Source organism: Stenotrophomonas sp. GW821-FHT01H02A (assembly GCF_059422145.1).
Genome location: NZ_JBWKWI010000026.1, coordinates 1 through 1,252, shown reverse-complemented (window position 1 = coordinate 1,252; position 1,252 = coordinate 1). Strand labels below are relative to the sequence as shown.

Here is a 1,252-nt window from a genome sequence, read left to right as displayed (position 1 = left end):
CGGGCATGCCCGTGCAGGCCACCGAAATGGGCGCGGCCCCGGCCAAGCCGGCCGCCGCGCCGGCGGCTCCCGCCGCCCAGCAGTAACCGGAGAATTCCATGGCACGTTTTTTCATTGATCGCCCCATCTTCGCGTGGGTGATCGCGATCATCATCATGCTCGCCGGTGGCCTGGCGGTGCTCAAGCTGCCGGTGTCCATGTACCCGGAAGTGGCACCGCCGGCCGTCGAGATCAGCGCCAGTTACCCGGGTGCATCGGCCAAGGTGGTCGAGGACTCGGTGACGCAGATCATCGAGCAGAACATGAAGGGCCTGGATGGCCTGATCTACTTCTCCTCCAACAGCTCCTCCAATGGCCAGGCCACGATCACGCTGACCTTCCAGAGCGGCACCGACCCGGACATCGCCCAGGTACAGGTGCAGAACAAGCTGCAGCTGGCCATGCCGCTGCTGCCGCAGGAAGTGCAGCGCCAGGGCATCAACGTGGCCAAGTCGAGCAGCGGCTTCCTGCAGGTGCTGGGCTTCGTCTCCGAAGACGGCAGCATGGATGCCAACGACATCTCCGATTACGTCGGCTCCAACATCGTCGATCCGCTGAGCCGCGTGCCGGGCGTGGGCAACATCCAGGTGTTCGGTGGCAAGTACGCCATGCGCATCTGGCTGGACCCCAACAAGCTGCACACCTACAAGCTGTCCACCGCCGAAGTGATCGCGGCGATCACCGCGCAGAACGCGCAGGTCGCCATCGGCCAGCTTGGCGGCGCGCCGTCGATCAAGGGCCAGCAGCTCAACGCCACCATCAACGCGCAGGACCGCCTGCAGACCCCGGAGCAGTTCCGCAACATCATCGTGCGCAGCGCGCAGGACGGTGCCGAACTGCGCCTGGCCGACGTGGCCCGCGTGGAGCTGGGAGCCGAATCGTACGACTTCGTGACCCGCTACAACGGCAAGCCGTCCTCGGGTATCGCGATCACCCTGGCCACCGGCGCCAACGCGCTGGCCACGGCCAACGGCGTGCGTGCCACCCTGGATGAAATGGCCCCGAACTTCCCGGCCGGCCTGAAGGCGGTGGTGCCGTATGACACCACGCCGTTCGTACAGGTCTCGATCAAGGGCGTCATCAAGACCCTGATCGAAGCCATCGTGCTGGTGTTCCTGGTGATGTACCTGTTCCTGCAGAACTTCCGCGCGACCCTGATCCCCACGATCGCGGTACCGGTGGTGCTGCTGGGCACGTTCGGCATCCTGGCCGC

Annotated in this window: 1 pseudogene; it reads left to right on the top strand. The window is 65.6% G+C overall.

Features of this window, described 5'->3' with window-relative positions:
* Nucleotides 1-98: 98 nt before the first annotated feature.
* A pseudogene (smeE, locus tag AC07WC_RS17740) lies at nucleotides 99-1,252 on the top strand (multidrug efflux RND transporter permease subunit SmeE); the annotation flags it as partial.